The organism is Bradyrhizobium erythrophlei (genome assembly GCF_900142985.1).
Lineage (GTDB): Bacteria > Pseudomonadota > Alphaproteobacteria > Rhizobiales > Xanthobacteraceae > Bradyrhizobium > Bradyrhizobium erythrophlei_B.
This window is the reverse complement of record NZ_LT670849.1, coordinates 919,639-941,539: the sequence shown is the minus strand read 5'-3', so window position 1 is coordinate 941,539 and position 21,901 is coordinate 919,639. Positions and strand designations below refer to the sequence as shown.

Sequence of the window (21,901 nt, the reverse complement as noted above, 5' to 3'; positions counted from 1 at the left end):
CCTGGCTGCGGATCGCCCAAGGCTGGATGAGCATGGTGCACTCACGTCCGCAGATCCCTCAAGAAACATTCGACTAACAGGTAGCCGACGAAGGCACTGGGCAGGAAGAAAACAAGTCCCTCGAATTAAGGCTGCCTCAGTGGGCGGCTTTCTTTTTGATGCCGCTTTCAGCTTCCGAGCGCTGGAATCGAAAGGGGTCACCTCTCGGCGACCCCAATGGCCGGCAAAATTTGTGCGTGATGAAAATCTCAGCCCCGGCAAGAGGCAGCTTAGAGTTATCCACAGGCTGAGATAGCCGGACAAATACCGTCTACAGCACTGTCCTAATTGGCACAGCACCCCCAGTGGGTTATTCGCCTGTTTCGACCCCTAGTGGCCTAATTCTGAAGCGTCTCTTAAAGCCTGTATGCAACCCACAGCCCCGCGAACGCACCGACGCCGCTGAGCAGTACGCCGGAATAGGAAAGCATGTCACCGCCCCACAGCTCTGGCACCATGCCACCTATTGTCGAGCCGACGAAGATCGCTATCCAGACTGATGAACGCATAGAACTCCTTAAGGCCGCCGCCTCAATTGGCGGCAACACGTCCCTTGCCTAGACATTCTTCACACGCTTTATAAATTTTGACGCCGGGTTTCGTTGGATGCTTCACGACCGTGAAGCCGCTCCCCATACATTCCGGGCAGTCGCGCTCTGATGGATTAGCGACTGGTTTTTTCATCAACCAACAATACCCTTCATCTCTAAAAACATCGCCTTCACGTATGACAATCGAAGCGCCTTCTCTCGCGGCCCTTGATGCTCCTTGAGCGCGTGAAGCTCGCGGACTGCGATCGCGTCACGCTTGTGCCCGTTCTCCTCGGCAAAATACGCCTTCATGTCCTCGATGAATGCCCGTGCAACGCCGGGAGGAACTTCGAATGGCACCCAGCCGGATCGCGTCAGCTTCTTCACGCGAACAGGTCCGCGCCTGCCTGCGTGAACCGGATGAAGGTGCCGGACTCGTGCGGTTCGGGATCAGTGAGAGGGCGCTCTGTGTGAGGCTAGCTCTGCCTAAAGTGAAGGCAGAATTTTGCCCAATCAACATGTCCATAGTATATAATTTCATCGCGACGTAATTTGTGCGTCGCACTAGGATGTTTTTTGAAGGCGATCAAATCTTACGGCGGCTTTTAGTACCCATCTAAATGAGGGGAATAGTCATGAAGAGCCAGGGATCGACGTCAGCGAAAATTACGCGAACGCGAACGCTGTCGAACGGCAGCACCCTAGAGGATCGTTATCTGGAGTTGCAAAGGCTTCGCGACGAAGTTCGAAGGGCAGAGCTCCGTTGCGTGCCAAAAAACCCTCTCAATAGGAAGCGGATTTATAGTCCTCTTACAAGAGACGACCGGCCGTCAGTGCGTCTGTGAAATAAGCAGATCGTCTAATTTCTTTCCTGACGCAAGTTGCGCGCGGACCCAGCGCGGTTGCTTCCCTCGTCCAGACCAGATTTCCGAGGGGCGCTCCGGGTTGCGATATTTTGGACGAACCGTTGGGTAAGGTCGCCGAGTTCTTTTTTTAGGCTCGGTGCGCCCCTCAAGCTGAGCAAGACGTTGCTCAAGCTTTCGCTTCTCGGTTTCTATTTTCGAAGACAAAAGCCTTTCAATCTCCGCGCGCAGACGCCAAAGTTGGTCGACGGACAACGCTGCAAGATCTTTGTTCTTCACGCTCACCCCGGCCCTTGGGCTTCACCCAGTCGAAGCGTGAGCTTCACCATTGGCCTTGAACACGAAACTGTCGCGAATCAACGGCGATCAAGTAGACGGGGCCGCCCACGAGGCGGCCCCTGCCTTTGACTACCGCTACTTTTCAACTTCAACGACGTACCGCCGCACCACTTTGGTCGCCTTGTCGCGATCGGGTGCAAGGTCCGCCCAGGCTTTAGACTTGTAGAATGCCACAGCATCATCCAGGCTGGCCCATTCAGTAATTCCGACATTCTTGGGAGCCGGCCCGCCCTCTATTTGAACCACTCGTCCGGCCGCGGTGCGCAAAGTGTGACCGTTAGCTGCTTCTATCGCCTTGCGGGCGGCAGGCAGGTACGCGGCTTGGGCTGAGGCATCGAGGGTCTCAAGTTCACTGATAGCGTAGGCCTTCAGCTTGGCCCCTTGAGCGTGGAGGCCCTGAACCGCGATAGCGCCGATTGCGACGCCAGCCAGCAATACCATAGTGATTTTGTAGTTGGATCTCATGGCATTCCCTCCGATTGTGCGATTTCAAAACAGGACGAACACCCCCTTATTCGGGCGCACCTCGCCCTAAACGTGAGTCGCGGCGGTCAACCTAAGGTTCAAGCAATTCGTCTCGGCCGCGCGGGCCGAGACGTGAAGCTTCTGCCTCTCGGCTGTCCGGAGCCAAAATAACACAGGCGCGCGTCCACGTCGCGGCGGCGCCCCATTTGGTGAAGGTCAATCCGGGTCGACGCGGGGCGCACGCGGCACGTTTCTAGGAGCCAGTGCCCGATCGATTGCTTTCTCAGCCGCGGCCACGGCTGCGGATTTAGTCTCCGCTTGGCCCCTCAGCACCACGCCCGCAACCGATACTGACCATTTCCAGACCCGGCGCTCTATGCCTTGAATGACATTGTATGTCGTGCCTCGGTATTCCATTCCACAAAAATCGGCGGCCTCTTTTTTTGTTCCCCACGGTTGGTGCCCGATGAGCGAAGGCCGCCGGGAGCCCTAGCTTATTCCAAGCCGACTATAGACTAGGTAGAGCAGGCCCTGGAGGATAAGGGCGGCGAAGAAATACTTCACGGCCTCGCCGCGTGGTTCTTCGAGTTCTCGATTGAGGTTCAGTTGCAAAGCGTTGCGAACACTTGGCGAGGCTGCCAGCCGCCGTCGGCTCCACGCTCTGTGCAGGAGGCGCCTGATCTCATATTCCTTTAGAGGCCTCTTCACTTTCCCTCCGCTTTCAGCCCGAGCTCGACCAGTCCCACCTTGCCGCGCGACCAGCTATCCAAGCAGCGGCGCCGACCGCCGCAAAGAACACCGCTGCCATCCAAGCCTGCGGGTCCTCCGGAAGCTTGTTTGTAACGATTGCCACCGTGATCGTGAGTGCTGCGATCCCGCACAAGATAGTTATTGCCATGCAGCAGAGATAAAGAATCTCTCGGAGAACGACCATCACTTCCCCTTAGCCGATCTGGACCAGCCGACTGATGCGACAGTCTTGAGCGACTACGACTCTTCAGGCAGCAGTAGAAGTCCGCTGCCGGAGTACTTGCGCCGGCGCTTTCATTTCGGCCAATTGGAGTTGCAATAGCAACGCCAAAATTCTTGGAGGTGGTGGCGTCTGCGACTGGTTTAGGAGAAATCGAAGTCGTTCGCCAACCTCGTCGCAAATGGCGCGAGTATGCACATCGCTGCAGGTGCAAGAGCTTGTATCCGCCATATCCCATGTCCGTTTTATGCGATCATGGGCATCGCTAATGTTCAATTGATTAACCCGGGCCAATCCTCCTGGGCCATCGTGAAGCCCAGGTTAACATCGTCTGGGCCCTGAATCGGTTAGGGTTATTAATTGCCTTCCTAATGAGGAAAGTAGCCAATCTCAGTCCAGCAGCGGATTCTCGACCAGCTGACGTTTCCCGTGCTTTTTCAGCAAATCATTGAAGGCTTCAACCGCCAAGGCGTTTAGCGTTGCATCGTTTTCGATCGCCAGCATCTTCAGCGCCCGCCAGCCATCGGCATTTATACGAACCAGTACAGATTTGAATGCGCCAGGGTCGCGAGCTCGTGGTCCAGTGGTCTTTGGCTTGCGGCCCATCGTCGCCTCGATTGATTGATTATCAAACAATCAAACCTTAGGCGCGGAGGGTTGCCACGGCTCCAAGTTGTCACTATCGCTGATATTCTCGAAGGACGGATGCCGAAACTCCCGCCATTGCCGCAACCAGAGAGGATCGAAAGGACTGCGGCGAGAAAGCAATTCAAAGATCAATTCGAACTGCTTCTACCGTTTGCGGGCGACAAAGTCGTGCCTATGAAGGGTGACTTTGTCGATCCCAGCATCATGGCGATCGGTTAGTCCCCTCCGCCTGCGGTGAAGAGCTTCCGTCCTTCTGGGCCGGAGCAACGGGCTACGAAGCAAGCGCGCGATCGGTCAGGTCTCCGATTATCCAAGTCCTCTCAACGATGCCGGCGCCTTCGCTGGCGCCGTTGACGGACTTAGTGAACCCGGCCCTGAGCCTGCCCTAGCCGCGTTCGGCTCTATTCGGTTAGTTTGAGTTCGAATTTTTTGACGGGTATCCTTGACCCCTTCCTTGGCACTAAATCAAGGCCACCATCGTCGTTATCGTCCAAAACAATGTGCCAATGCCTGGCTGAAGCCTCTACAGTATGTTTGGTCGAATCCTCATCACGTTTAGCCGGCGACATATGGAGATCATCGATGATCTTTTCGATCTCCTGTGCAGGAATGGCGTAAGCCGTGTTTCTGTCGACGCATCCCAGCACCAAGAACGACCTCTGTGCTCCCGATAAGAATTTTCTCCATTCGGGTGAGTATCCATACCAATAGGGAGCGGCGCGTCGATCGTAGCGTTTCGAAATGGTGCTAACGACGCGGACGCCTTCATCGTCAGTCCATGACAACGCTCCCTTCTTGTTTAGCGCAACCTTCTCCCTGTTACTCAACGCCTCGAGTATTTCACTACGCTTGGCTTTTATGATCTCAGTATCCGTGAAGCGCCACGTGCCCTTCTGTGGCAATAGGTTGACAATTTCAGCCTCCAAATCCACGGCCTTCAAATCCCAGACCTCACAGAGCCTCTCCAACAACTGAGTCTGCCGCTCGCCGAGATGCTCCGGCGTCCAGCCTTCCGCTTGCAATACCCCTTGGGTGATCACGAAAGGCGAGGAGCCGTCTGAGGACGCGAAGTATTCCTTCCTCTTTCGTTCGAAATCCCAATTCGAAGCACGGCTATTGATCCGATGCGTCAGGAAGACCAAATTTGCCAGCCGGTGGGTCCAGTCGGAACGTTCCTGCTCGTCCGGGAACAACTGCTCCCACTCGCTGCCGTCATCGACCGTTTGTGGAAGGACGTGCTCGATCGAGACAAGTTCGTCGTAGCTTGCGCCGCCGCTTGATAAAGCTTCATCCAACCGCTGCATCACCGGTTTGCAAACGCGGCTGACTTCATAGAGTGGCCCCGATAAGACGCGCACGAGCTTATGTTGTTCGGCGTCCGATAAATCGAGACCCATATCGGCTTTCTTCTTATCCTTGTCTTCTTTGCTTTTGCGCGGGTCGAATTCATCCATCACGGCGGCGAAGCGCGCGATCCTGTCGTTCACGCCCGCACGCGTGACAAAAAGAAAATAAGCTAGGCGTTCCAGCGCGACCAGAAAATCTGCGACAGCCTGGCCTTCGAGCTCTTTGCCCTTCCACATTCGAAGCAGCGCGGGAGGCAGCCAGTCCTTGTTGTCGATCCGATCGAGCGACCGGACCGCCTTGGCTGCTTCGTTTCCATAATGCTTCTGCACGCGCGCGTTATCCGTCAGCAAAAGCCAAGTATCTGTGACCGGCTCTAGAATATCTGAGATAAATGCGTCCGCCTTTCCGGAAAACGGCGGAACGAACTTTTGAAAACCTGTCTCCAGTGCCAACCGCGGTTTGTCCCGCTCATAGATCATTCGGATATGGCCGAACAATTCGACCATTCGGTCGCGCCCCAATGCGTGCTCCACCTGCTCCCATCGGGTAGCGAGTGGCGTCTCCAGGTCATCGCCTGCGCGTTCGAGCAGATCGGCTTTGAGGATGTCGGTTGGAGTGAGATCTAGGCCGCGGGCATTCAGAACGGTAAAGATTCTGCGGGCAGCCTCGGGTGTCGGAACGGCGACCACGACGAGATAACAATGCTGGATCAGAAAAGCGATGAGCGCGTTTCTCCGCTCTTCTGATACCTGCTCAAGTTGATTCCGCAGGATCCTTGTATTTTCCGCGATACGTTTTTGACTGCCTTCCAGCTTCGTGGCGTCAGCCAAATCGTTCGTCGCGTCCGGGCTTGAACGTACTTCAGAAAGAACGGCCGGTCACGCTCGCGGAGCACAAGTCGGTAACGCTCCCTCAGTCCTTTGTCGGGACTCGCTTTTTGATAGACGTATGATCTGCGCTCGATCCTGCGTTCAACATCCGTTGTCAGATCGCGCAACACACTCAGAAGAATGGTCAGCGTCGTGAGTCGTTGCTGGCCGTCGATAACCCTGGCATGGGCTTCGGACGGAGGTTTGACGAGTACGATGCTACCCAAGAAATAAAGACCACCGCTTACGTTGCGGTTGTCCATCGCATCCAATAGATCTGCTAGGAGCTCGCGTGCTTGCTCTTCTTCCCATGCGTAGGGGCGCTGATAGGGTGGGATCTCGAATTGATAAAAGTCGCTGAAGATATCGCCGATTGTACGCTCGTGAGCCTCGATTTTCGTCGTCATTGCCCCGTTTCCCCGCCCGCGGGTTGATATTGGGCGAATTCCTATAGATAGCCGAATGCTGCTGCAAAGGCTAACACGCCCCGCTCGTTCATATCGAGTTACGTCAGGGCTCACAGCTCGGCCATTACCCAAATATTCCGTAACATCTCGATGTACGAATTGCTGCCAGCGCTCGAATTAAGCTGCCGGCTGTCGATTTAAAATCGCTGAAATCCCGCGACTTTGGCGCGGTCGACCGGAAGTGAACAATCCGCTGCAATTGCTCTTCTGAGCACACTTCTCACATTCCTCCACATAACCATTCTTCCAATCGGATATCGACTGGACGGCGTGCGGCCAAATGATGGGTTCGATAACGCAAAGCGGAAGATTATAGATTGAGACATTCATGCCCGTGGCGGACAAGGTTTGAACGCCTTCAGCCAGGCTCTCTCGATAATCGATCGGATCGATCCAGAGCGACTTCTCGTTGGCGAGCGCAAACCCCGTGTTTTCCATCCCCATCAGGGCGACGTGGTCAACGAAGGGCAAATTTCTAGCGATCCACCGACTTGTCTCTGCAATGCTCGGTGCCGTGTGCGCGTGTAAAACCACGCGAACCTCGACGCGCTGTCCTCGATCCTTAAGCTTCAAAATACCAAGGATAGTTTCATCGAAAGCCCCATTCGCCTGAACGACGTAGTCGTGCAGATAATCGACAGCCGCATAGACGGGGATTGCCGCGATGAGACTGGGATGAGCTATGGCTTTCCAGGCATCCACAATTTCCGAATTTGCAAACGCGCGGCCGTTCGTCAAAACTTGAATGGCCGTGTCTGGAAGCAAATTCCGACAATCTTTGAGAATCTTGATAAAATCAACCCAGTCCGATAAAGGCTCTCCGCCCGTAAAAGTCAGCGTGCGAGTAGTCTTTGGAACGAGCGGCAAGCTCTTTTTAATCTCATCCAGGATCCAACGATCGTCGATATCCTTTGGCGGCTGCGAGCACATCAGGCAATAATTGTTGCAGCGCTCGGTTACCAGGAACGAGTTGTGCCGCGAGTTTTCCCTAAACAGAGTCCGAAACTTCTTGGTTGGAATATGAAATCCAAGAATATCGCCAGGACCCAGATAATCGAAGTTGGTCGGTAGCGAGATTGTTCGGTCAAATCGGCTAGCCACCGGGGTAGAAATATCAGCTGAATCGCCGATCACAAAAATTGAGCGGCGTCCGTTTTTAAGTGACTGAGAAATATCGTCGGTGGATTTGACAAGTGCAAAATCGTAGTCCCCGAAGGGCTCAGCTGCTTCCGGCGACCTCAGGCGAACAACCGTCCGCGGCATATCGTCCGCAAATCCCGCGCAACTTTTAGCAACACCAAATAGGGGGAGGGTCATATGCCTGCCCACTGCCGCAGGATCGCCGCGTCTTTCGGAGAGTTCTCCAATATTTCAAGCAGTAGGCGCATTGTCCCTTTTTGGCGTTCGCAGAAATCCGAAAGTGGCTTGATACCAAGCATGTCACCTTGGGTCGCGTGATGATGCACGGGGTTTGCCCCGCAGTGGCTTTCAAACACGCAGTCCGAACATTCGGGAGCACATTGGGTTAGGGAAGCCGAAATAGCGTCAATCAATGTGTCGGACAGTACGAGCGAGCGGTAGTCGTGAGTATCAACGTGGCCGAGCCGGAAGGCGTTGTCGCCTGTCTCGGCGAGCATGCGCCCCTCGTCAGAGGCATAGACGTTTCCATCATAATTGTAGACCAATGCTCCGATACCGACGCCGGCCGGGCTGCGCAAATCAACGTAGCCGATCGGTTTGTCGGTCAACATCCTGGTGAGGACCAGCGCCGAATAGAATTCGCGAAAAGGCCGGCCTTGGTGGTTGATTTCCAGAATGCGCCGGAGACCCCGCTCGAAGAAACGTAACCAGCGCTTCGTATCGTAGCGGTGATACTGCTTAGTCTTGATTGCAAAACCAAATGGTGAGAGCGGACGAAGGAAAATGCCTTCTAACCCTAGCTTCAAGTATTCATCAATGATCGCGTCGACGCGATCCAGACTGGATTCGGTGGTTGTCATTAGTGCGCCGATACGGTCTTTTCCAAGCACCTGTTGTGCTCGGCGAATGCCGTCGATTGCCAACTCGTAGCTATTTCCGCCCGGTCTCGGTCGATTTTTGTTGTGTAGATCGGGAGGACCGTCAAGCGACGTGGACAAAAGGATTTCGTTGGCCTTGCAGTATCGCAAGATTTCATCGTTGACCAACGCCAGGTTAGTCGCGATTACAAAATCGGCCTTCTTGCCGATCGTTGCTGACTTGGCTTGAGCGGCTTGAACGATCTTCTGGATCAGGTCGAAGTTTAGGAGAGGCTCGCCGCCCTGAAATTCGATCTTTATCCGCGATGACTTGCTCTGGAAAGCGATATCAAGCGCGCGCTGGGCCGTCATTTCGCTCATGTCAAATCGCGAGCGATCAGTGCTTTGACGTGAGACTTGGCAATAAGGGCAGGAATGCTCGCAGCGCAACGTCACGACGAACATGTGGAGTGGCGTCATCTCCCGCAAGAAGGACATGCGGCTGCGAAGGCGCAAGGCAAGAAGCTGCTGCTGCGCTCTTTGCTGAGCGCCGGTTATCAGATGAGCGGCGTAAGCCTTCTCGTACAGCCCATCTCCGGGTTTCAGCTTCAGTTCAATGACCTTGTTAATTTCATCCTCAGTTAGCCGGATGAAATCGCCCACCATATTGGAAACTAAGAACTGTGCGTTTCCCGTGCGCTCAAAATTGAACGGCAAGAGCGCAAGCTCGCTACTCGGCGAGCCGAACGCATCAACGGCAGCAAAACGAGCCATTCTACGCCAAATCTAGAGGTTACTTGTTAGCTTGGTCGGCGGCTAAGGATCCGAATGCAAGCGCAAGCATTACATTGCGAATGCCTGCGGTTTTCTCCGCCAGACGTGTCCTTAGGTTTTCGTCTGTAACTAGATCGAGAAAACGCGTTCTCAGCTCATCCGCTTCTTCCGTCGATCCTCGCGAAGATCGGCTCCGAGCCTCAAGATTGCAGATAAGTCGACCGTCGATTTTCTCGATTCGGCACGTTGCTGTTCCGATCAGACGATATGCAGCCGCTTGCAAGACATCCAGAGTCTGAATGCTTGCATCAAAATCGACAGCAATCGAAATTCGCGACTGGTTCTTTTCAGTAACGGCTTGAGGCATGCGAAGCGTGGGACGCATGAGAAGCGTGCGAAGCATGAGACGAATGTTGCGCAACCAACGTTCCGTCCGGCTGCTGAGTCATGACAAAGCCAAGTAGATCGTCACCCAGTCGATAGTGCGCATTCGGTTCCAGTTGAGGAATTGAGTTCTCGGTGCCAACCGTTGCAGCATTCGCGTCCGTTGCCGCCGGGGTGGCGTTCGCTTGGGTGCCCAGCACCTGAGCGCCAGTCAGAGATGCGATCGCAGCTCCGAGTGAAAGAATCGTTTTTGAAGTGACAGACATAAGTTAATCCCCCGGCTCAAGTGTTGGTATTGCGTATACAACAAAAGCATTATTTTGCGGGTGGTTGCAAGTGTCATATGACACCAACTTTAGATTAAACCGATTTTTACAGCCGCTAATTTGTTACAGCCGCTAATTTGTTTCTGATTGGAAACTTTTCAGACTGGTCGGTCTCCGGGTCGCTTTTGCGCGAGCGCCTGGACGACAGCGGCTCGATAGGAGGGAGGGCCGACGGGCCTTTCCTTGCATAGGACTAGCTCAAATCCCTGGAGTGCTTCTGGAATTTCGCCAAGCTTTGGCAATTCGAGGTAGTTTTGGCCTTGGCCTCCGAAGGTCTCGATGTAGAGCCAGCCGCCCTCGTCTAATGCAGCGCACAAATCCATAATGATCTTCTGCACGGGATAGTGGATGCAAAGAATCGCTGAAAACGACGACTTCCGGAATGGCAGACGGTCCGAAGCCAAGTCGGCGCAGAGCGTGACGATGCTTCCTGACCCGCTTGATTGTAATGCACCCGATGCTTTGACCGACTTGAGACGATCGACGTTGTTATCGACTGCGATCACGTCGTAGCCAAGGGAGGCCAAAGCTAGGGCGTTTCGTCCAAATCCACAGGGCGCATCCAGAATTGGCTCAGCGTAGGACGAGGTCACGCGATCGAGGGCTTGCATCAAAAGCTTAGACGGCGTGAGCGAAGGTGATGGCCTGCATCTCAGGGCCACGCCAAATTCCAATCCAAATGGAAGTGGGGCAACACACCGACCAAGGCGCGTTGCCCCATCCGGTTTAAGGATGTTGTTCGTTCTTTGCGGCGCGCATTCCTTGTGCGGCCGTATCTCTCTCACACATGTACGCGCCGTTCATGGTGTTCCCGTAATTGTGAGTGCCCGCGAAATGGTAGATTTTAGATCGCAAGTTCACCCAAACTACGGTGTCCCCGAAACAAGAAGCCTTCGCCTGGGCCTCGGTGGAGTATTGACCAGCAGCGGAGGGTGATCCAGTGGAGGGTGCCCGTTGCGTGGTGCCATATGGTGGCTCAGCCGTCGGCCTAGTGGCCGTTGGCGCAGGGGCCGGTGGGGGTGGTGCGGCGGTTGTCGTGGTAGGGGCAGGCGCAGGAGCCGGACCTACCGTAGGTGTTGCGACAGTTCCGGCGCGGCATGCCGCTACGTACGCTCTCTCGGTGACCCCCTTCGCTTGGAAATTCGCCTTGTCTGCCCGCCATTCTTCGGTGCAGGCCTTGGCGGTCTTTGCGCCAGTCGTGCTGTCGGGAGCCCTAGCGACAGGTGGAGGAGGTGCGATGTTGGGCGCGGGAGCGGGTGCAGCGGTCGTTGTTGGCGCAGCCCCTGCGCGACACTGCGCTACATATGCCCTCTCTGTGACGCCCTTGGCCTGGAAATTAGCCTTGTCCGCACGCCATTCTTCGGTGCAGGCTTTGGCGGTCTTCCCCTGAGCCAAAGCAAGCGGAGACCATATGAGGAAACCGGCTAAGACAGCGCCGGTTGAAATCAGAACCACTTTTTTCATTTTAGACATCCTCCCAGCCGACCAAATTGATCGCCGTTATTCTAGCACACGACTCTCAAAGGCGTCATTCCCACTAAGGCATCTCTGCTCAGCTTTGCCGTCATCGGGCGATCTGGGCAGGCGTCGTTTTACAGATCGTACGAGTTCGTCGAACGAGTCAAACTTCTCGACGCCGTGCAAAAACTCACCCTCGACGTAACCATCATCGCGGATTCTAAAGCCCACGCCATGGAGATAGCCTGCTTCTTGACCTAGGGCTCGGCCGATTAAGACGGTCTCGAGGTCGAGTGGCGGCTTCAAGGGATTGAAGTGCCCTGTTGACCGTATCTGCCTAAAGGGGATGTGCATTCCGGCGATTGCGGCTCGAGATGAAGAGATCTCACGACGAGCTTTCTGACCGTTTCTGTTTAATCTCTCATCCGCCCCTCCTTCTGCGAGGGTAGCTCTTCGTGCCAATATGGAGCGGTGAGGACTGACTACGTACTCGAAGAACAGATCCTTCTCTATCCTGACGCGCCGATTAGTCATGGGATTAATCTCAACGAGCCGCTATTTCACCGAACCAGTGGGCACAGCAACGACTGAAACTGCAAAACCATATATGCCGAGGCGCCAGAGTCAGCCACTGGCCTAAATATTTCATAACGTCTCGTTTGCGAATATCAGCTGACGGGAAGGCGCACGCCGACTTTCCATAACATTGATGGACCAATGTCCGCTGTCCGGGGAGCTTTGCCGAAACACGAACGTCGTCTACGTTTCCGATGGCATACGTGCTGAACACACCAGGCGAGGCAATCTAAAAGAAAAGACCGTCTCAAGGCGGCTCGCCATTGACGTTTTCCGAAATCTGTCGATGGTATCACAGGCCGTAGGAAGCGAAGCCACCACTTTTCGCGAAGATACGGATCCCGAATAGGTCGCCGGTGCACGGCGAAGAGCGGGGGCAGCAGTCTTGGGTGCTCGGAAAATCTCTCCCAAGCCTCTCACGCCGCCAATACGCAACAATAGTTCTAGAGCCTTACTAACCTGATTTCTCGACAGTGGCCGCCAATTCTGCTCTGATCGCATATTGAAATCTTCGCGCCGCCATGCAGTGCCAATCCCTGCGGTGCCGGTCAGACGAAGTCCTAAAAAAATAAAACAACATTTTGGAGGGAACGCAATGTCACGGAGAAAGCTGTCTCGACGGCAATTCGTTGCGGCTACTGCATTGTCATCCGCAGCGCTGGTCACGGCGCCCTATCTTCGAACGGCGCATGCGGCGGGTAACCTCACGATGGGCTTCTGGGATCACTGGGTACCCGGCGCCAATAAGGCCAGCACGGACCTCGTCAACGAATGGGCCGCCAGGGAGAAAGTCGAGGTTTCCATCGACTACATCCCGAGTCAGGGCAACAAGAACCTGCTGACCATCGCGGCGGAGGCTCAGGCAAAATCAGGGCACGACATCATGGCGATGCCGACGTGGTGGCCTCACGCACAGGCTGAGCTGCTTGAACCGATGAACGACGTTGTCGAGCCGCTGATCAAACTAAACGGTGAAGTCAATGGCACGGTCAAGTATCTCGGCAGGGCCGGCGACAAGTGGCTCGGCGTTCCCAGCTGTGTCGGCAGCCAGATAAAGGGCCCTTGCTCTCGCATCGACCTGATGAAGAAGTTCGCGAATATCGACGTGCAGGAAATGTATCCTGAGGGCGCGCCGCCCAAAGCGGAGAACTGGACGACGGATGCGTTCCTGAAGGCGGCAGAGGCTTGTCACAAGGGCGGTGTGCCCTTCGGCATCGGCCTCGGCGAGACCAGTGATTCCGTTGACACTGCCGGAGCCTTCTTTCAGGCGTTTGGGGCCGAGGTCGTCAATGCCGACGGCAACGTAGTCGTGAAGAATGACAACGTGCGGCAGGTTCTTGAGTATTACAAGAGACTGATGGCATTCCTGCCGCCGGACGTGACGGCTTGGGACGATGCTTCCAACAACAGGTGGCTGGTTTCAGGCAAAGGCGCCTTGATCATGAATCCGCCGAGCGCGTGGGCCGTGGCCAAGCGCGATGCGCCCCAGATCGCCGAGCAATGCTGGACCCATGGCTTCCCGGTCGGTCCGAAGGGCCGTTTTGCACCGTTCCTTCCTTATTTCTGGAGTGTCTGGAGTTTTTCCAAGAACAAGCAGGCGGCAAAGAGCCTGCTGACGCACCTGTCGCAGCCTGATTCGATTGCAAAAATGGTTGCGGCCAGTGGTGGCTACGATTTGCCGGCGTTCGAAAACCTGACGACCCTGAAGACCTGGGCGGAAGAGGGCCCGCCCAAGGGCACGCTCTTCCATTACCCAAACCCATATAACCATCAGAAGCTTTCGATTGCCGCTTCGCCGGCACCGCCGAAAGTCGCTCAGCAGATCTATACGCAGGCAACCCTGACCAAGATGTGCGTGCGTTTCTACCAGGGCGAGGCAATGGAGAAAACGCTGACCTGGGCGGAAGGCGAACTCGAAGGCTTCATGCGGAGTTGAGATCGCTGCGGCATCCCGAGCCCCTTAAAGCCGGCGAGGAAGCGAAATCATGGTTGATGTAGCGATTCACCCGAACAGTGCTCCCAACACACGCACCGCGCGGAAGCGCACCGGTTTGCGGGCCGCATTGAAGCGAAGGTCTACGGTAGCCTTCCTGATGACGCTACCGCTGATCGTGTTGATCCTGCTTTTGGTAATCTATCCTGCGTTCTACTCGCTGCATCTTGCGACACTCAACAAATCAATGCAGCGATTTATTGGGTTCGGAAACTTCCAGTTTTTGTTTAAGCGCGAGACATTTTGGCTGGTCGTCGAGCAGTCCTGCATCTTCGCGATCACCGCTGTGGTCTTCAAGGCCCTGATCGGATTTATCATTGCGCATTTCGTGCACAATATTCCGACCAAAGGTCAACGCAAGTGGCGCGGCATGCTTTTAGTTCCGTGGGTCATTCCCCCAGCGATGAGTACCCTGGCCTGGCTTTGGTTATTCGATCCGTCCTATAGCGCGTTCAACTACACGCTTTCGAATTTTGGCATTGGGCCGATTCCCTGGACCGGCGACGCCTACTGGGCGCGGTTCTCGGTCATCTTGGTAAATGTTTGGTTCGGCGCGCCGTTCTTCATGATTATGTATCTGGCTTCGCTGAAGTCGGTTCCCGACCAACTCTACGAGGCTGCGGCCATTGACGGCGCAAATTGGTGGCAGCGTATCTGGTACGTGACCCTGCCGATGATGCGCAACATCATCGCGATTACGACTCTGTTTTCGCTGATCGTGACTTTTGCGAATTTCGACATTGTGAGGATCCTGACCGCCGGTGGCCCTCTGGATCACACGCATATCTTTGCAACCTGGGCGTTCCGCGTCGGTATTGAGGGTGGCGACATCCCGCTGGGCGCCAGCGTCTCGCTGTTCATGTTCCCGATACTTGCGATCGCGGCGATCTTCATCCTGCGCGACATCAACAAACGCGGGAACGAAGCTTGATGGCAAGCACGGTTGTGATCGATAAGGCCGCACCGACCCGCACGGTCAAGTATGGCAGCATGAGCCACGATCGCACATGGGCGCTGCGATGGTCGTATTTTTTTCTGACGCTCTTTGCGATCTTCTCGCTGGTGCCACCACTTTACATGGTGATCACTTCACTCAAGAGCAGCACCGAGATTTCGGCCGCGACCAACCCATGGTGGGTATTTCATCCGACTCTGGCAAACTACTCTGAGCTGCTGACCTCGAGTCAGTTTCTGAGATTTTTTTGGAATTCCGCACTTGTCTCAATCTTCGTGGTGACAATCACCATGCTGATCAGCGTGCCCGCGGCGTTTGCCTTGGCGCGGATGCGGTTCTGGGGTTCCGCGACCCTCGCGACCGGTGTGTTCCTAACCTATTTAATCCCGGACAGCCTGCTATTTCTGCCGCTGTTCAAGATGTTGGCGGCGTTTGGAGACGCTACTGGGATTCAGCTCATCAACCGATGGTATGTGTTGCTGATCCTCTATCCGACACTCACCGTTCCGTTCTGCACCTGGATCATGATCGGCTACTTCGCGTCGATCCCCAAGGAGCTTGACGAGGCTGCCATCATCGACGGAGCCTCGTGGTTCCAGACCTTGACGCGCATCTTCATTCCGGTCGCACTGCCCGGCTTGATCGCTGCGACCATCTTTGCCTTCACGGTCTCGTGGGCTCAATTTCTCTATCCGCTGGTTTTCACGACGTCTACCGATCAACTGGTGCTCCCGGTTGGCATCATCACCACCCTGATCAAGGGCGACGTGTTCAATTGGGGACAGATCATGACTGGCGCCCTGCTAGGTGCGGCCCCTCCGCTCATCATCTACGCTTTCCTCATGGACTATTACATTGCCGGCCTCACCGCCGGCGCGACAAAAGGCTGAACTATATGGCCGAAGTCACCTTGCGTAAGGTTGTCAAGCGCTATGACGATGTCGAGGCGGTGTGCGGTATCGATCTCGATATCGCCGACCACGAATTTGTCGTTCTGGTGGGACCCTCGGGCTGTGGTAAGTCAACGACGCTGCGGATGATCGCAGGACTGGAGGATATCACGGACGGTGACATCATGATCGGGGGTGACGTCGTCAACGATGTGCCACCGAAGGACCGCGACATCGCGATGGTGTTCCAGAATTACGCGCTTTATCCCCACATGACGGTCGCGGAGAACATGTCGTTCGGACTGCGATTGAAACGATACCCGAAAGCCGAGATCAAGACGCGGATCGATGAAGCTGCGCGCATGCTGGACATTATTGAACTCGTCGATCGAAAGCCGAAGCAATTATCGGGCGGCCAACGCCAGCGCGTGGCGATGGGACGCGCCATTGTCCGCAATCCGAAGGTCTTTCTGTTCGATGAACCACTATCCAACCTGGATGCCAAGTTGCGTGTGCAGATGCGGATCGAGATCAAGAAGGTACACCAGAAGGTCCGAACCACGACTGTGTATGTGACCCACGATCAGGTTGAAGCGATGACGCTCGCAGACAGGATCGTCGTCATGAACCACGGTCGTATCGAACAGATCGGCACGCCTAACGAACTTTATCATAATCCGGCCACACGTTTCGTGGCTGGCTTCATCGGCTCTCCTGCGATGAATTTCTTGCCCTGCAGTCTCGAAGACGTCTCCGGTAGGTTGCATGTCCGGCTGACCGACCGAATTGCATTTCCTCTCCCGGCGGGCCGCGCGGCGCGGTATCAAAATGTGAGGCAAGGCGAAAAGTTACTGCTCGGATTGCGGCCGGAACATATCACGGAAGCGAAAGGCCATTCGGAACCAGGAACTGAAGCCTTCGATGCCGTACTGGATGTGACCGAACCGATGGGTATGGAGACACTGATTTACTTTACGCTCGAGGGTACGCAAATTTGCGGGCGAGTTAATCCGAACGCCGGCGCGCTCGACGGTGGGACGCTCCGATTGGCAGCGGATCTTAACAATATGCACCTTCTAAATGAGGTCACTGGTGCTGTCATTTGACGGTTCTTAACGCCACGGTGGAGCTACCGATCCAAAAAGCGTAGCTACTTGTGACGCAACGTTGAGGGGGTGGTTCGGAATCGCCTCAAAGCGGACGTTGACGTTCCGTAACGCCTCATTGGCGAAGTGGGATAAGGGGGCATTGCGTTCAATGACGCTCGATCGATGCTACGCCGCGTTCAAAGCCTGGGCCACGTCGGCGATCAGATCGGACGGGTGTTCGATGCCAATCGATAGCCGGATCGTGGAGTCGAGGACGCCGATTTTTTGGCGGATGTCGGCCGGAACGCCGGAATGGGTCATGCTTGCGGGCAAGCTGGCAAGCGACTCGGTGCCGCCGAGGCTCACCGCGAGCTTGAAAATTTGGAGCGCGTTCAAGAATTTGAATGCGGCGGCCTGGCCGCCGACAATGTCGAACGAGAACGTGGAGCCCGCGCCGGTGCATTGCCTTGCGAAAACCTGGCCGGCGAGGGAGGCGTCTTCGAGGTGAGCAAGGTAATGGACTTTCGCCACCTTGGCGTGGTCGCGTAGGTAGTCTGCGACCAGCCGTGCATTTCTGTCCGCCTTTTCCATGCGGATGCTGAGTGTTTCGAGTGACCGGCTGATCATCCAGCAGGTGTGCGGGTCCAATTGCGTGCCAATGGCGCCTCGCAACGCTTTGACGTCTTTCATCATGGCTTTTGGGCCGAGCGCGGCGCCGGCGATTAGATCGGAATGTCCGCCGACATATTTGGTCAGCGAGTACAAGGAGAGATCCGCGCCGTGTTCGATTGGCCGCTGAAACACCGGTCCGAGCAGGGTATTGTCGCATGCGATGATCGGCCTGTGTCTCTGAGCTTGGCCGATCATCTCGGCGATGCGGCGGACCATCGCGATGTCGACCAGGCCGTTGGTGGGATTTGCCGGAGTTTCGATGAAGATCATCGCCACACGGCCTTTGCGCATGGCATCCTCCGCTGCCAACCTGACTGCGGCTTCGTCGATACCGTCGGCGAAGCCGACCGCACCGATGGAGAGCCCCGCCAGTGTTCTTGCAAACAGAGTTTCCGTCCCGCCATAGAGCGGTTGAGAGTGCAGAATGACATCGCCAGGACGGACGAACGCGAGGATCGTGGTCGCAATCGCCGCCATGCCGGAAGAAAATAAGGCGCATTTCTCGGTTCGCTCATAGACGGAGAGTCTGTCCTCGACGATCTCGCTGTTAGGATGATTGAACCGCGAATAAACTAGGCCAGCACCCATCCCCTCGGGAGGCTCACGCCGACCCGAGACGTAATCAAAGAAGTCCTGTCCGTCTTCCGCGGTCCTGAAAACGAAGGTCGAAGTCAGAAAGACTGGTGGTTTGACAGCTCCTTCCGACAATTGCGGGTCGTAGCCGTAATTCAGCATGAGCGTTTCGGGATGCAGCATGTGGTTGCCGATGTGAGTCTTCGACGGAAACGGTTTGACCATGGCCTGCCTCGCTGTCTGGATTTGAAACGTTGTGCTCCGGAGCGTCCTCAACCATGATCCTGCGATCGGGGCAGGGGCGACTCGCTCTCTTTAGAGCGTCGGGCTCAGACGAACGAAGCACTATAGCTATTTCAATAAAACAACAGTTCGCGGCTCGGCATCTAAGCATTCCAATTTTCGCTAACGGGCGCAGAGGGGGATATTGCTGTCAGGATCGAGCGAAAGGCATTCCGATACGGCCGATGCCTGGAAGCTTCAATGCAGGCCGCCTTACATCGAGCCCCAGAACTCCACCGAAGAAATTTAGCTCGAAGCCCTCAATCCAACCAATCGTTAAACCGAGATAACCACCCAATGAAAGGAATGCGCCGGTTCCCGAAGGCGTCAAACCAAACCAATCGCCGCGGTAGGGATAGTCCTTGCCGATAGCTGTGGGAGGTAGCACGGCGTTCAGCTCGGGAACCGTGTCCAGGATCGCTTGGATAAATGTATTTGAGTTCGGTCCTGGCCACGGACGATAGTCACCGTAGGCTCGAAACTTGTAATTCTCCACCACGGAGCGAATCTTGGGGATCAATTGCTCCGCTTTGTCTCCCTCCACACTAACAACTACTTCGGGCACGGCACCGAACCATCGTCCGTCAGCCGCAAAACCGTCGATACGGATTGGTTCGCCCCAGGCCGTATAATCGTAGCGAGAGTACCGAGATGCGCCACGCTCCTTGACAACGATCCAGGTGTGAACCGCAAAGATCCCGCGCCAGCGGACTGTTCGGGCAGCAAAAACACGGATGAGGGCGTCAGGATTGTCCGCCGGCTTAGGGAGCAGCCCGGCGCTCGAGCGATCTGCCGTTTGCCAGTTTTCGCGACGATCGCCGAGCAGATAATTGGCCGCGGAGACGGCGATCGGTCCTACCAACAGAAGCAGAAAAATGAGCACGAATTTCTTCAAGGGTGAGGAGGTTCAATTGGAGTGCTGTGTCCGCCTATGATGTAGTTCTTCTCGTTGGCTTCGCCAGCTCAGGGCGGAGACATTTCGCAAATCCGCAAGTTCGACCATCGCTTCGCCCGCGAATATGGATGTCATGATATCGGGAGCCAGAAACGCCAGCTTGAGCGCCTCGCGCATCACTTTGGGGTGGATGTCCACTTTGATTGCCAGCTCTTCGACGGAAGGCGAGCGGTTATTGGCAAGATCAGACAACCAGATCTGTGCGCGGACAAGTGCCAGCAGCAGCTTCCGGTCGGGCTCGGGGCCGGGAGTTACGGTTGAGGCATTGGGAAGGCTAGGATTTTTGGCAGTCCAGGCAATATCAATCGTTTCGGCTGGCGTCATGTCGGCATTCATAGAAGTAAGCGTAACGCGAACACTTTTCGCGCCGACAACAGCACGTTCGATACGATCCCAGACTGCTTCCCTCGAGTCACCTTGTTCGTCAAGCTTGCAACGAACGGCGTGCTCAATGATTGCTTCGATTTCCGGAGCTGGAATTCGCGTGACCGATCCGGCCTTATGTTTTCGCCCATTCAAAGCGGTGCTGACGTAGGATCGGTAACGGACGCCATTCTTGCTTGTAAAGCTGGGACTCATAGCGTTGCCCTTGTCATCGAACAACTTCCCCCGGAGCAGGGTGCCGCTTTCGGAATGCTTGATCCGCCGGGTCACCCGGTTTGATTTGAGAAGGTTTTGCGCCCGTTCGAAGGTTGGGCGGTCCAGAATCGCCTGATGCTCTCCCTTGAACCATTTCCCGCCGTGATGCATCTCGCCGACGTAAATGCGGTTCTTCAAGAAGTAGGCGAGGGGGCCGTAGGTGAAAGGAATGCCGCCGTTGTATTTTGCGACTTTCGTGTCGCGCCGCTTGGTGACGATTTTCCGGCGATCGAGCTCGGCGACAACCTTACCGAACGATTTCCGTTCGAGATAGAGCCCGAAGATGGTGCGGACTGTTTCGGCTTCGGTCTTGTTGATCACGAGCTTCTTGTCCTGGGCGTCGTAGCCGAGTGGGACCGTCCCTCCGGTCCACTTGCCCTTCTTGCGGGAGGCGGCGACCTTGTCCCGGACGCGCTCGGACGCCAGCTCCCGTTCGAACTGCGCAAAGGAGAGCAGCACATTCAGGGTGAGGCGCCCCATGGATGTGGTCGTGTTGAACTGCTGGGTGACTGCGACGAACGAGATCGATTTGGCATCGAATGCTTCGACCAGCTTTGCAAAGTCGGCCAGCGATCGGGTGAGGCGGTCGATCTTGTAGACCACGATCACGTCGATCCTGCCGGACTCGATATCGCGAAGCAGTCGTTTCAGGGCAGGGCGCTCAAGGTTGCCTCCGGAATAGGCTGGATCATCGTATTCCTGGGACAGGGCCTTCCAACCCTGCGAGGCCTGACTCTTTATATATGCCTCGCAGGCCTCACGCTGAGCGTCGAGCGAGTTGAACTCCTGGTCTAGTCCATGCTCGGTCGATTTGCGGGTATAGATGGCGCAGCGAATTACCTTCGTGGAATTAGATGGCATGAGTTGGATCCCCAGCCGTTCTGTCCGAAGAGCGCCTCAGCCCGAAGAAACGAGGCCCATTCCACTTTGTCCCAGTAATCTCAGATGCGATCTCGGAGAGGCTCTTGTAGGTCCGCCCTTCGTAGGCAAAGCCACCCACAAGCACGACGACGCGATAGGTCCGCATGTTCCACGTCCGAACGAGTTCGGAGCCGGCCTTGATGCGCCTGGGTAGTTCGAGCCGGCCGTTCGGCTTGGCTCTAGCGGCTTTTACCAGTTGGTCGAGCAAGTGCTGGTGCTCGCGCGAGAGGCCGCCATACGCCCGCTTTTGGATTCTGTGCGCGATACTGCGCCGGAGAAGGTCCGGGCCAAACGCTTTTGGTGATTCGGCCCGGAACAGTTCACGATAGCGAGTGCGCAATTCCGCAATCCGCATTGTGGGCAGTCGATCCAGCTCCGCCTCGACGACTGGATCGACCTTGTCCGCTTTTGATCCTGGATGGGATGTCATAAGCTGGCGTCGGCTTTGGGAAGGCTGTAGACGCGCTGCTCTCCGACAACTTTGGACTCAAGTTTCAGCCTGAGCTTCTTCTTGACGACGCCGGCGAGGAAGCCCCGCACGGAATGTTGCTGCCAGCCGGTTGCCTTCGCGATCGCGGCGACCGTCGAGCCCTTGGGCTGGCGGAGCATGCCAAGGACCGTTTCTTGTTTTGTAGACGAGTGCTTGGCAGTCAAAGTCGCCGCCGACTTTGCCTCCGAACGTGATCGCAGCCCGGACGTAGTAGCCTTTGCCGGAGAACGGCCGCGCGCGATGGTCGCCGGCTTTTTTTTGCGCGAGGTCGTTGCCGAGCGCTTTGCGGGTTTTGCCTTTTTGCTGGTGGCCACCAGGCCCTCCTCATGTCTTACGACAGCATCATGTGCTGCCACCGACACGAGCCCCGCTATTGGGCGGGGCCAAAGGC

At 55.8% G+C, this 21,901-nt stretch carries 21 protein-coding genes; 4 read left to right on the top strand and 17 right to left on the bottom strand.

Annotated elements, in window-relative coordinates:
- Nucleotides 1-395 precede the first annotated feature (395 nt).
- From BUA38_RS36450 to BUA38_RS04240, 12 genes are all read right to left on the bottom strand, one after another.
- Nucleotides 396-548: a hypothetical protein gene (locus BUA38_RS36450; protein ID WP_156898384.1), complete on the bottom strand. Its 153-nt coding sequence runs from the start codon at nucleotides 546-548 to the stop codon at nucleotides 396-398.
- 174 nt (nucleotides 549-722) lie between these two features.
- Nucleotides 723-956, bottom strand: coding sequence for a hypothetical protein (locus tag BUA38_RS36445; RefSeq protein WP_156898383.1), 234 nt, complete (start codon nucleotides 954-956; stop codon nucleotides 723-725).
- A 443-nt stretch (nucleotides 957-1,399) separates the two neighbouring features.
- On the bottom strand, nucleotides 1,400-1,711 hold the full coding sequence (locus tag BUA38_RS04285; protein ID WP_072825813.1) for an H-NS family nucleoid-associated regulatory protein: 312 nt from the start codon (nucleotides 1,709-1,711) through the stop codon (nucleotides 1,400-1,402).
- A 135-nt stretch (nucleotides 1,712-1,846) separates the two neighbouring features.
- Nucleotides 1,847-2,236: a DUF1330 domain-containing protein gene (locus BUA38_RS04280; RefSeq protein ID WP_072816853.1), complete on the bottom strand. Its 390-nt coding sequence runs from the start codon at nucleotides 2,234-2,236 to the stop codon at nucleotides 1,847-1,849.
- A gap of 1,360 nt (nucleotides 2,237-3,596) precedes the next feature.
- Nucleotides 3,597-3,842 (bottom strand): ribbon-helix-helix domain-containing protein, encoded by a 246-nt coding sequence (locus BUA38_RS04270; RefSeq protein WP_072816851.1) that lies wholly within the window; start codon nucleotides 3,840-3,842, stop codon nucleotides 3,597-3,599.
- Between the two features lie 413 nt (nucleotides 3,843-4,255).
- A complete protein-coding gene (locus tag BUA38_RS37910; protein WP_425304966.1) occupies nucleotides 4,256-5,251 on the bottom strand; it encodes an HNH endonuclease family protein in 996 nt (331 codons plus the stop codon).
- 659 nt (nucleotides 5,252-5,910) lie between these two features.
- The gene (locus BUA38_RS37905; protein WP_072816849.1) at nucleotides 5,911-6,477 is read right to left on the bottom strand and encodes a DUF262 domain-containing protein; all 567 of its coding nucleotides are present in this window, start codon (nucleotides 6,475-6,477) and stop codon (nucleotides 5,911-5,913) included.
- 177 nt (nucleotides 6,478-6,654) lie between these two features.
- The gene (hxsC, locus tag BUA38_RS04255; protein ID WP_072816848.1) at nucleotides 6,655-7,854 is read right to left on the bottom strand and encodes a His-Xaa-Ser system radical SAM maturase HxsC; all 1,200 of its coding nucleotides are present in this window, start codon (nucleotides 7,852-7,854) and stop codon (nucleotides 6,655-6,657) included.
- Nucleotides 7,851-9,308 (bottom strand): His-Xaa-Ser system radical SAM maturase HxsB, encoded by a 1,458-nt coding sequence (gene hxsB, locus BUA38_RS04250; RefSeq protein ID WP_072816847.1) that lies wholly within the window; start codon nucleotides 9,306-9,308, stop codon nucleotides 7,851-7,853. The genes hxsC and hxsB overlap by 4 nt, the downstream gene beginning before the upstream one ends.
- A 19-nt stretch (nucleotides 9,309-9,327) precedes the next feature.
- Nucleotides 9,328-9,729 (bottom strand): hypothetical protein, encoded by a 402-nt coding sequence (locus tag BUA38_RS36165; protein WP_156898382.1) that lies wholly within the window; start codon nucleotides 9,727-9,729, stop codon nucleotides 9,328-9,330.
- Nucleotides 9,656-9,958, bottom strand: a complete 303-nt coding sequence (hxsA2, locus tag BUA38_RS38715; protein ID WP_072816846.1) for a His-Xaa-Ser repeat protein HxsA2 — start codon at nucleotides 9,956-9,958, stop codon at nucleotides 9,656-9,658. The genes BUA38_RS36165 and hxsA2 overlap by 74 nt, the downstream gene beginning before the upstream one ends.
- A gap of 158 nt (nucleotides 9,959-10,116) precedes the next feature.
- Complete coding sequence (locus BUA38_RS04240; RefSeq protein ID WP_072816845.1) at nucleotides 10,117-10,629, bottom strand: class I SAM-dependent methyltransferase; 513 nt, start codon at nucleotides 10,627-10,629, stop codon at nucleotides 10,117-10,119.
- Between the two features lie 2,018 nt (nucleotides 10,630-12,647).
- Here BUA38_RS04240 and BUA38_RS04230 point away from each other — a divergent pair.
- From BUA38_RS04230 to BUA38_RS04215, 4 genes are read left to right on the top strand one after another with little or no spacing between them, the layout of a single operon-like run.
- Entirely contained in the window at nucleotides 12,648-13,988 is a 1,341-nt protein-coding gene (locus BUA38_RS04230; protein WP_072816843.1) for an ABC transporter substrate-binding protein, read from the top strand.
- A 49-nt stretch (nucleotides 13,989-14,037) separates the two neighbouring features.
- The gene (locus BUA38_RS04225) at nucleotides 14,038-14,976 is read left to right on the top strand and encodes a carbohydrate ABC transporter permease (protein WP_072816842.1); all 939 of its coding nucleotides are present in this window, start codon (nucleotides 14,038-14,040) and stop codon (nucleotides 14,974-14,976) included.
- A complete protein-coding gene (locus tag BUA38_RS04220; protein WP_072816841.1) occupies nucleotides 14,976-15,890 on the top strand; it encodes a carbohydrate ABC transporter permease in 915 nt (304 codons plus the stop codon). Before BUA38_RS04225 ends, BUA38_RS04220 begins: the two co-directional genes overlap by 1 nt.
- A gap of 5 nt (nucleotides 15,891-15,895) precedes the next feature.
- Nucleotides 15,896-16,996 carry an ABC transporter ATP-binding protein gene (locus BUA38_RS04215; protein ID WP_072816840.1) on the top strand — a complete coding sequence of 367 codons (1,101 nt, stop codon included), beginning with the start codon at nucleotides 15,896-15,898 and terminating at the stop codon, nucleotides 16,994-16,996.
- Between the two features lie 168 nt (nucleotides 16,997-17,164).
- Here the strand turns inward: BUA38_RS04215 and BUA38_RS04210 are convergent, their stop codons facing one another.
- From BUA38_RS04210 to BUA38_RS38590, 5 genes are all read right to left on the bottom strand, one after another.
- Entirely contained in the window at nucleotides 17,165-18,448 is a 1,284-nt protein-coding gene (locus tag BUA38_RS04210; protein WP_072816839.1) for a cystathionine gamma-synthase family protein, read from the bottom strand.
- A gap of 208 nt (nucleotides 18,449-18,656) precedes the next feature.
- Nucleotides 18,657-19,388 (bottom strand): DUF3750 domain-containing protein, encoded by a 732-nt coding sequence (locus BUA38_RS04205; protein WP_072825812.1) that lies wholly within the window; start codon nucleotides 19,386-19,388, stop codon nucleotides 18,657-18,659.
- Nucleotides 19,389-19,412: 24 nt separating this feature from the next.
- Nucleotides 19,413-20,960: a recombinase family protein gene (locus BUA38_RS04200; protein ID WP_072816838.1), complete on the bottom strand. Its 1,548-nt coding sequence runs from the start codon at nucleotides 20,958-20,960 to the stop codon at nucleotides 19,413-19,415.
- A complete protein-coding gene (locus BUA38_RS04195; protein ID WP_072816837.1) occupies nucleotides 20,950-21,450 on the bottom strand; it encodes a DUF2924 domain-containing protein in 501 nt (166 codons plus the stop codon). Before BUA38_RS04195 ends, BUA38_RS04200 begins: the two co-directional genes overlap by 11 nt.
- On the bottom strand, nucleotides 21,447-21,674 hold the full coding sequence (locus tag BUA38_RS38590; RefSeq protein ID WP_338076330.1) for a DUF3489 domain-containing protein: 228 nt from the start codon (nucleotides 21,672-21,674) through the stop codon (nucleotides 21,447-21,449). Before BUA38_RS38590 ends, BUA38_RS04195 begins: the two co-directional genes overlap by 4 nt.
- Between the last annotated feature and the right edge of the window lie 227 nt (nucleotides 21,675-21,901).

Excerpts from the sequence above, each read along its gene's own strand:
- BUA38_RS36450 (WP_156898384.1), bottom strand. The coding sequence starts at position 548 with ATGCGTTCATCAGTCTGGATAGCGATCTTCGTCGGCTCGACAATAGGT.
- BUA38_RS04280 (WP_072816853.1), bottom strand. The coding sequence starts at position 2,236 with ATGAGATCCAACTACAAAATCACTATGGTATTGCTGGCTGGCGTCGCA.
- BUA38_RS37910 (WP_425304966.1), bottom strand. The coding sequence starts at position 5,251 with ATGGGTCTCGATTTATCGGACGCCGAACAACATAAGCTCGTGCGCGTC.
- BUA38_RS37905 (WP_072816849.1), bottom strand. The coding sequence starts at position 6,477 with ATGACGACGAAAATCGAGGCTCACGAGCGTACAATCGGCGATATCTTC.
- hxsC (WP_072816848.1), bottom strand. The coding sequence starts at position 7,854 with ATGACCCTCCCCCTATTTGGTGTTGCTAAAAGTTGCGCGGGATTTGCG.
- hxsB (WP_072816847.1), bottom strand. The coding sequence starts at position 9,308 with ATGGCTCGTTTTGCTGCCGTTGATGCGTTCGGCTCGCCGAGTAGCGAG.
- hxsA2 (WP_072816846.1), bottom strand. The coding sequence starts at position 9,958 with ATGTCTGTCACTTCAAAAACGATTCTTTCACTCGGAGCTGCGATCGCA.
- BUA38_RS04240 (WP_072816845.1), bottom strand. The coding sequence starts at position 10,629 with ATGCAAGCCCTCGATCGCGTGACCTCGTCCTACGCTGAGCCAATTCTG.
- BUA38_RS04230 (WP_072816843.1), top strand. The coding sequence starts at position 12,648 with ATGTCACGGAGAAAGCTGTCTCGACGGCAATTCGTTGCGGCTACTGCA.
- BUA38_RS04225 (WP_072816842.1), top strand. The coding sequence starts at position 14,038 with ATGGTTGATGTAGCGATTCACCCGAACAGTGCTCCCAACACACGCACC.
- BUA38_RS04220 (WP_072816841.1), top strand. The coding sequence starts at position 14,976 with ATGGCAAGCACGGTTGTGATCGATAAGGCCGCACCGACCCGCACGGTC.
- BUA38_RS04215 (WP_072816840.1), top strand. The coding sequence starts at position 15,896 with ATGGCCGAAGTCACCTTGCGTAAGGTTGTCAAGCGCTATGACGATGTC.
- BUA38_RS04210 (WP_072816839.1), bottom strand. The coding sequence starts at position 18,448 with ATGGTCAAACCGTTTCCGTCGAAGACTCACATCGGCAACCACATGCTG.
- BUA38_RS04200 (WP_072816838.1), bottom strand. The coding sequence starts at position 20,960 with ATGCCATCTAATTCCACGAAGGTAATTCGCTGCGCCATCTATACCCGC.
- BUA38_RS04195 (WP_072816837.1), bottom strand. The coding sequence starts at position 21,450 with ATGACATCCCATCCAGGATCAAAAGCGGACAAGGTCGATCCAGTCGTC.